The organism is Microbulbifer variabilis, assembly GCF_052467165.1.
Map to the genome: position 1 here is coordinate 2,340,400 of NZ_CP174301.1, position 8,036 is coordinate 2,348,435.

The following is an 8,036-nucleotide window of genomic DNA, read 5'->3' on the forward strand; positions in this document are numbered from 1 at the left end:
CTTAGGCTATTAATTGATATTCGATACTTCAGAACTCTCAGCCAGTAAATTCTGTGCAGGGTCCCGCTGATAGGAAGGCCAGATATCCAGCGCTAGAACTTTCTCTGAGGGCAGACGTTCGATCAGCGTTTTTCCATTGATGACCTCAGAATCTAACTCATTGATATCGGCTAGCAAACGGTAGCTGGCAGTTTGTGCGACCGGTTGCCATCCACCCTTCTCCCAGCGCCAACGCTGTCCGTCCAAGCGTATTTGACCGGACTCCAGGTACTCGACCGTCAGAGCTGATGAAAGAGGAGCCCCGAGCATATTTTGTGTCCGTAACGCACCGACATAAGCGCTCAGTACATTCTCAATATTTCTCTGCTGCTTGATGTCATCGAGTAACGCGGACAGGGACTCTGGAGATTGCAGAAGTGTCCATTCCAGTGCGGCCACCGGCGCATAGTAGCGAGTCCAACCGGAAATAGGTGCGGTGCTCAAGCGCTCAACAGGTACCTCACTTCCAGCCAAGTCTCTAGTCGTCTTATCGGAGTATCGAACCAGCACATCATCAAGCACTTCGATGCCGTCGATTTCCGCTACACACAGCAGGCCAATCGCTCCAGAAACTCCATCGCTGAGCCACGCGGAGCCGGCAATACGCCGTAAGTCCGAACTTTCAAGTAAATGCTGGCGGGCCAAGGCTCGGGCGATATCGACCCGTCGCAGCCAGCGCCCTGTACCTTCATCGGCGATATCCCAATGAGGCCCCTCGGACAGTTGCAGCAAATTACCGCTGGCCCGTGTCTCTCCAAGTCCTCTCGGCCATTGGGCAATCCGTTTAATTTCGATATCAGTACCCAGCCGCTGGCTGACACAGGCCTGCATCTGGCCAACGTCTTTAGCAATGGCGGAAACCATATTTGAGCGATCGGAATCATAGGAAATATCAAACCCATCGAATACCGCTAGTTTCGTATTGGGTGCCCATTGAATGGAGAAATCCAAGGGGCCATGGGTGCTGCCCTGCTCACTAAAGACATTTTTATTATCTCTTTGGATTTGGATCTGCCAGCGCCAGTCCCCCGATGGGGCCGCGCCCTCAAGGGTTGCGGCCAGCTGTGCGGTTGGCAGCGTAAACTCACGGCTTAAACTCAGTGCTTCGCGCTCTGCTGGCACCCGCAAAATACGCTCGGGGTCAACACCGATACGCGGAACAATATCGCTCGCTTGTAACCAGACTCCACTGGCAGTCAGCCCTGAGGGTTCTCCCTCTGCGGACCAACCCGGCGCCTTCATTTGCCACAACAGTTTGATATTACAACTCTGATCAGAGCAGCCTGATACTGGCAGCGACATATGGTCGTAACGTTGATCCGGTGTGACTTCACGCCCGCCCACTAAGGCCTTAACCAATACAAATCCGTGGGGTAATTCAAACTGCAAGCCCTGCCCTTCGACATAGACTTTATGCAATAACCACTCACCTTCTAGTATTTGGTTATCCGGGTCGATATTGATATTCAGTTCACCACCGGACACCCCAAACCCACTCGCTTTCGGCAGCCAGTAAGATTCCCAGAGGGCATCTTCTTGTTTGAGTTGCTCTGGTGATTGATACCCGCCCTGCACTACCAGCTTATCTTCCAATACAGAACCGAGACCGAGAAGAAATAAAGCAGAACAAGCCACCAGGGCACCCTGAGGAGCCATAAGGCGTGAACGTATCAAGGCAAAACCTTGAGACATGCGGCTATCCAGTCCACGGGGAATCAGAAGAGCAGCCAGGCCGATCATCAATAGGGCAAGCGCAACTTTAAATCCGTCCAAGGCCAATAAATAACCGATCCAGGGTTCCCAACCACTGAGTGCTGACAGTTGAATATGAGCAGTGATACCCACTTCATAGGGCGGGTAATGCACCAGCTCCAGCTCATGATTGAGGACCAGAATAAAGGTCACAAACATTGACATGGAATAGGCAAAGCCCGCATGGCGGAACAATGCATGCACCAAAAGCACCATCATCGACAACTCCAATAAAGGAGCTGTCACTATCAGCAATTGATAAGTGAACGCCTGTACGATATCGACAGATGCCGGAGCGGTGAGAAGCACAGCAATAATGCCCGATAGACCCGGCAACAGGGCCAACAGCACCGTCATGGCGAATACGGTAAGGGCAACGCCAAATAATCGTGTGTAGTCGGGCGCGGGGGTTGCAGACAGCATGTCGTCAAACCCAGGCACTTGATCCCTGCGGCACACCAAGCCAGTCAATGCGGCGATTACAAAAGCAATAACCAGGAAAATAACATCCTTGAGAAGCGGCAATAGCATTTCCAAGCGCGGTGCCATAGGCCCTTCAGCGTGCCAGATGATCTGGGTAAACGAGCTAGCCACCCCCATTATTACCAGGACCGCAACACCGACCCACCAAGCGCGACTACTCCATACGTGAAATAATCTCCAGCGGGCTTCCAGCATGAGTTGACGCAGGGAGCGGCCAACCGATGCGGTATCGGGCTTAGATGGAGAGAAATCTTTAACCTTGCGAGTGGCTGCCTTTTTAGCGGCCTTAGCCCGGGCAGGTTTGGCAGCCCCTTCCAGTACCAGTGTTTCCCTTCGCAAGTATTTCAGGCAAGCCGCCAAGGCAAGCAAAGGAACAAGACACCATAGAATTCGATTCAGTACCGAACCCAAAGTAAACGGCAGTAGCGAGGTTGATTTTTGCAGAGGAGTCCAGGAAGTAACCTCCGTATAAACGAAAGTAAATAGCGAGGGGTCCATTACCGCAGCCAGCTGCGGATTAATATTGCCACCCCGAAGAACGATCACAGCAAACATCCACAACATCATTAAAGCCGCTGCGAGTCCAAAAGGACCGGCCAGGCTGCGGGTTCGCAGCGTAGCGACAAAATACAGAGCGCCAATACCGATGCTCGCGGGAATCTGTAACCAGATCCATGCAAATCCAAGGGCTTTCCAGGGCGCTGGGCCAATCGCTGTTTCGGGCAGCAAGCCCATCCACACCAATACCGGCGAGACCAAAAACCCTACCAGCGCAGATGCACTTAATATGGCTCCTATTACCGCAGCGCCAAGAAACCGCCCCCAAAGCATTACGCTCAGGGAATTCGGTGTTGTGTAAATGACTTCGTGCAAACTGGCTTTGCGATCGCGCAGAATCGGTTGTGAAAATACCCAGGCCCAGGCAAAAAACTGAAAGAACATACATCCCGCACCCATCAGGTAAATGAGTGACGGTGAGTTCCGGGGAATATCTGTGGCCCCCATTTTCTGCATATAGTCGGCATTGACCAAATTCAGAAGCAGGTAGATCACCAGCCCCCAGAAGGCCAAAGCCACGATGCCGCTGCTAAATCCAGCTCTTATCTCCAGCTTTGCCTCATGGGCAATAAGCGCCAGCTTGTTCATGCAGCCTCCCGCTGGTCTTTTACCTGCTCAATAGCCAGATGATAAATATCTTCCAGGCGAGGCGTGTGGGCAGTAAAACGAGAGTCTGCGGGTTTTTCCCCGTGTACGATTACCTGGGTACCATCGGGTCTGGCAATATTGTGCAGGGATGCGGGAAGTGATTCGCCACGGGGAATCAGTGCTTGCCACATCTTGCCTATATGAGGGTCTGTTACCTCTGGGGCTGTACCCTCAACAACAATACGCCCAGAAGCCAATATGGCCAGGCGCTGGCACAGGTTTTCGATATCTTCAACAATATGAGTAGAGAGCAATACAATGGCATCCGCCGCGACATCCGCCAAAACACAGTGAAAGCGATTGCGTTCAGCCGGGTCCAGGCCAGCGGTTGGCTCGTCAACGATGATCAGGCGCGGCTCGCCAATCAATGCAATGGCAATACCAAAACGACGCAGCATACCGCCGGAATAGGTTGATACGGCTCGATCGGCTACATCGGCCAAATTGACCTGCTCCAATAGCCTATCCACTTCATGGCGCCTTGCGCTTGTTTCGGTGAAGCCTTTGAGCCAGGCAAAACGCTCCAGCAATGACCGCGCTGCAATTCCAGGATAGGCGCCGATATGTTGCGGCAAATAGCCCAGTTTACTGCGCATAAAGTCCGGGTTTGCCAGCACATCCACACCATCCAGCATGATCCGACCACTGTCCGGGGTTTGCAGGGTAGCCAAGGTACGCATCAAACTACTTTTCCCGGCACCATTAGGCCCAAGTAATCCGTACATGCCGGGGCCAACTTCCAAGTTGACGCCGTTTAACGCCTTCACCCCGTTTTTATATGTCTTAAAGAGCCCTTCGATGATCAACCCTGATTGATTTTGCATCTCTCCTCCTAACCCCGTTTTATAAGTAAAAATTCCGTAATCACTTTTTTTGTGCTGTTCGTGTTTTCTTAAAACTCTAGTCGCAAGCCTGACCGACAATATCCGCGAGTGCCTGAACTGATACCGGCTCCGGTTCCCCTGGCTGGATCAAAGTCGGCATACCGATTCGGGCCGTTAAATCACTCCACGCCATTGAGACACTCAATGCCCATTGACCACTTTGCTTGCGCTTCTCGGGTTGTGCGATATCAGTACAAAGGGAATGCAGAGCCTCAATAACCGCCTCCGGCCAAGTGAGGGCAAAAATATCGTGGTAACTACGCATTTCCGTATCGCCCAGGGTAACCATGCTGGGAACGGCCAGCCGCTCTGTACCCTCGCCCTCTAAAATCAGCCGGCCGGTTTGGTCCCTTGGTGAATGCAACCTGGGATTCCAGAGCACAGGGCCGTGAGTATCAGCCAAAGTCAAAACCCCAGCCTCGCCACCTATAGCAAGCCGATGTAGTAGCAGGGAATGATTATCAGGGTCCTGTGGATGAACCTGATTCTGAATACGCAAAGTCATGGGCACACCACCACAGGTAGCCGACAGACTTTGAAAAGGATGGCCCTCTGGTTGCACCGGCTCGCTAAAAGACCAGGGGCGAAGCCCTCCCACTGCACGACCAATAACATCCAAAAGCGGATAGGCCATCTGGCTGTTGCAAATAGCATCGATCATTTCCAGGCGCTGATGCCGACGCAAGTATTCTGCCGCAGCCAGGAACTGCCTGGTAGGACGCAAATTGGGGTAGAGGGTGTTAACGGCATAGGCCGCATTTCCCTGCTTTGCAGCTAGCAGGTTGGCGGTAATTTCCTTGGTGTGGACCGGATGCTCCTGCAATACATGAATGCCTCGTTTAAGAAACGATTGTGCTATTTCAGAACCCTCGCCCCCGGTTGCACCAGAACGCACAACAACACACACAATATCGATATCATCGGGGACCTGCTCTGCCTCGGTATAGAGCGGTACTCCATATTGCTCGGCACAACTTCGAGAATAGTCACTACCCCGAGCCAATAAACCGGCCAATTCAAAATAATCCCGACCGGGTAATTTAGTGGATGTCAGGGCTTCGAGATAAATACGGCCAAAGCCTGTCCCTGCAACGACAACTCGCTTGCGGTTATCAATTCCCATTTGACTCTCCTCGGTTTTCAGCCATGGACACGGCCCATTTCTCTAATTGGTCCTTATCTATCTGCCCCTCAAGAGTCAAAGGCAATTGGTCCAAAACCTGGATATAAATTTCTGAATCAAAATGATCGATATATTCGGCCAGGCAATCTGCTGACAGTCGCATTTGATGTTGCTTGGCTCTACAGGCAAAGAAGCGATGTCCCTGCCTGGATAGGGGGTGTTCAGATACAGGCAAATCCATAGCCAACTCTAATCCGGCAGCCTCCAGGGCATTGTGCCACTGGGAAAGTGACAGAAATGTTGCACCGGAATCCGTACGTTCGTCGACGGCATCCACCAACATAAACGCCTGTGATGCCATCACCCAGAACTCCTCACTGGTTGGCTCGGTCATAATGAACCAACCTCCCGGGCGCAATAACTCAGCCACTCTTCGCAGTGAGGCATCTGTGTTATGGGCGGCATTAAAAACACCACCGGCAATAATTACGTCGAAGCTATTTGGAGAAAATCCCTGGCTGCGCAACGGACGGTCAATATCAAACAAATCACGGTGTAACCAGGGGCGTTGCTCCTGATCACCATGTTGCGCAAAAAAGCTATCGAGAAAAGCCGAAGATATATCCGTGAACTGGTAATCAAACTGAATATGGTCACTGGCATCGTCCAACACGGGTAAGAGAGCCTGGGTTGTCGCGCCAGTGCCTGCACCAACCTCTAAAATTTTCAGGGGCTGTGGCTGCTCTTCCCAGCTATTTAAAATGGACTTCAATAAAGCACTGACTGCATGCTGTTGATACCTGGCAGCTATACCCTCCCGGTAAAGCGCACTCGCCAACTCAGTGCTACCACGGGGGAACAGCAGGTGCACAGCCTGGACTTTGCCTCGAATCAGATCTGGTAATTGCTCCGCATTAGCGCGGGCGTAATCGATCGTTTTGCTAGCTCCAGAGAGTGCTCGCCAATCCTGTTCCAATTGATCCCAGGCCTGGGCAAGAGAGGTATCACTGTAGCTATCTGAATCAACCTCGACACGCCAGCTGTCACCGTCAGCACTAAGTAACTGTTGCTCTTGCAAAACCCTGATCCAACGTTTAATCAAGGCTTGGTGCTGTTGGGCAACCGGTGGGGTTTCGAGTATCTCTGCCAAACTGTGTACTGAGTGCTGCTCACAAAACAGTCCCAGGTGACTAAAGGCATTCAGCATAGATAGCAAAGCGGTAGCGTTAAGCTGTTCGGTAACCTTTACCGCATGTTCCAAGTCAATATGGGCAAATTCTGTATCCAGCTCGGTATTAATTCCTTCAAATAACCCAGCCATATCGGGCATGCCAGGCTTGTCCCGTATCTTCTCCTGTACCTTAGCTTGTGCAAACACAGCCCAGCGGTCGCCCCCGGTTAAGGGCACAGTGAAAGAGTTGGCGACGGCGGGGTGTGTCGCAACGCTCTCAGTAATGGCCTCAAGCTTTTGGGTTAACGCCTGCTCCGCCTTTGCAACAGGTTCTATACTCGTCTCGCTACAGACCCAACCTGCTATCTCACTGGCTAATAGGCGCCGAGCATTCTGCAACAGGGGTTGTGGCAGCAATACTTCAGTTTCATAGAGCAGACATTGCAGATTTTTCAGGTTTGTCAGGGCAATTGCGGGATGTGCTACCAACCCCTTTAATAAGGTTGCCAGCAGTATTACTCCGCTACACCCCGAGCGCTCCAAAATAACCAGTGCTTTTGCGGGATTGATTTCAGGCGACTGCAAGTAGACAGCAAGCCCACAACTCCATGCCGCAAAAATGGCAAATCGGGCAAATTTATTGAGAGGGGAAAATACCCCTACCCTGCCCTGAAGAGCCCTTAGCGACTCTTGTTGGGATTTATACAGTGTGAAATTTGCTTCAGCGGTGTCAGCCTCTATCATCCCCTTGTCTGTTAACAACAGGGAAAGTTCTTCTTGAACGACTCCCAATAAATCTGGGGTTTGTACTTGAAGGAGCCTCTGAATAACTCCGTAATACCTCTGCGGGTCTTGAAGGCTGCAGATGTTAGGCGCAGCTCGCCGCGAATGGCCGTAGCCCTTGGCAAGAGCTGCAACGCAGCAGGTGCGGCCTTCAAGGCCCGCCCTTCGGGGCTTGCAGAGCGATTCACACTCCGCGTTGCGACTTCTTGAAAGGTCTAGACATTCCTGCGAAGCCGCGCCTTGATTGTGAACCGCTCTGCAAGCCAGAGGCATCACGGAGTTATTCAGAGGCTCCTTAATTGCCAGGGGCTCAACCTCTGCATTAGTCGGGGCTTCAGTTTCAAACCCGATCCCCAACCTTAGCGCCACCAAGTGCAAAAGCAGTCGAACTGCTTCTTCGCAACTATTGGCAGGTAACAGCAGTGCTTTACCTTGCAAAATATCCAGCTGCTCACTCAGGTTTTCTGCCACAGCTTTTGTCCAGGCCAGTACCTGGTTACCACTCCACTTATGGCCATCAAAGGATAATGCCGGTGCTTCCCCCAACTGCTCTAACCCACTTAAGATTTCTGCTGTTATTACCTCGATTTTCATC

The 8,036-nt window shown here is 51.9% G+C and carries 4 protein-coding genes; all 4 read right to left on the minus strand.

Translation table 11 applies throughout. From position 1 onward, the window contains the following. Nucleotides 1-9: 9 nt before the first annotated feature. Nucleotides 10-3,420: an ABC transporter permease gene (locus ACJJIP_RS10390; RefSeq protein WP_444946857.1), complete on the minus strand. Its 3,411-nt coding sequence runs from the start codon at nucleotides 3,418-3,420 to the stop codon at nucleotides 10-12. Then, nucleotides 3,417-4,304, minus strand: a complete 888-nt coding sequence (locus tag ACJJIP_RS10395) for an ABC transporter ATP-binding protein (protein ID WP_444944300.1) — start codon at nucleotides 4,302-4,304, stop codon at nucleotides 3,417-3,419. The genes ACJJIP_RS10390 and ACJJIP_RS10395 overlap by 4 nt, the downstream gene beginning before the upstream one ends. A gap of 76 nt (nucleotides 4,305-4,380) precedes the next feature. Further along, nucleotides 4,381-5,487 carry a Gfo/Idh/MocA family oxidoreductase gene (locus ACJJIP_RS10400; protein WP_444946858.1) on the minus strand — a complete coding sequence of 369 codons (1,107 nt, stop codon included), beginning with the start codon at nucleotides 5,485-5,487 and terminating at the stop codon, nucleotides 4,381-4,383. Beyond that, nucleotides 5,477-8,035: a class I SAM-dependent methyltransferase gene (locus ACJJIP_RS10405; protein WP_444946859.1), complete on the minus strand. Its 2,559-nt coding sequence runs from the start codon at nucleotides 8,033-8,035 to the stop codon at nucleotides 5,477-5,479. The genes ACJJIP_RS10400 and ACJJIP_RS10405 overlap by 11 nt, the downstream gene beginning before the upstream one ends. Nucleotide 8,036: the final 1 nt, after the last annotated feature.

Excerpts from the sequence above, each read along its gene's own strand:
- ACJJIP_RS10390 (WP_444946857.1), bottom strand. The coding sequence starts at position 3,420 with ATGAACAAGCTGGCGCTTATTGCCCATGAGGCAAAGCTGGAGATAAGA.
- ACJJIP_RS10395 (WP_444944300.1), bottom strand. The coding sequence starts at position 4,304 with ATGCAAAATCAATCAGGGTTGATCATCGAAGGGCTCTTTAAGACATAT.
- ACJJIP_RS10400 (WP_444946858.1), bottom strand. The coding sequence starts at position 5,487 with ATGGGAATTGATAACCGCAAGCGAGTTGTCGTTGCAGGGACAGGCTTT.
- ACJJIP_RS10405 (WP_444946859.1), bottom strand. The coding sequence starts at position 8,035 with ATGAAAATCGAGGTAATAACAGCAGAAATCTTAAGTGGGTTAGAGCAG.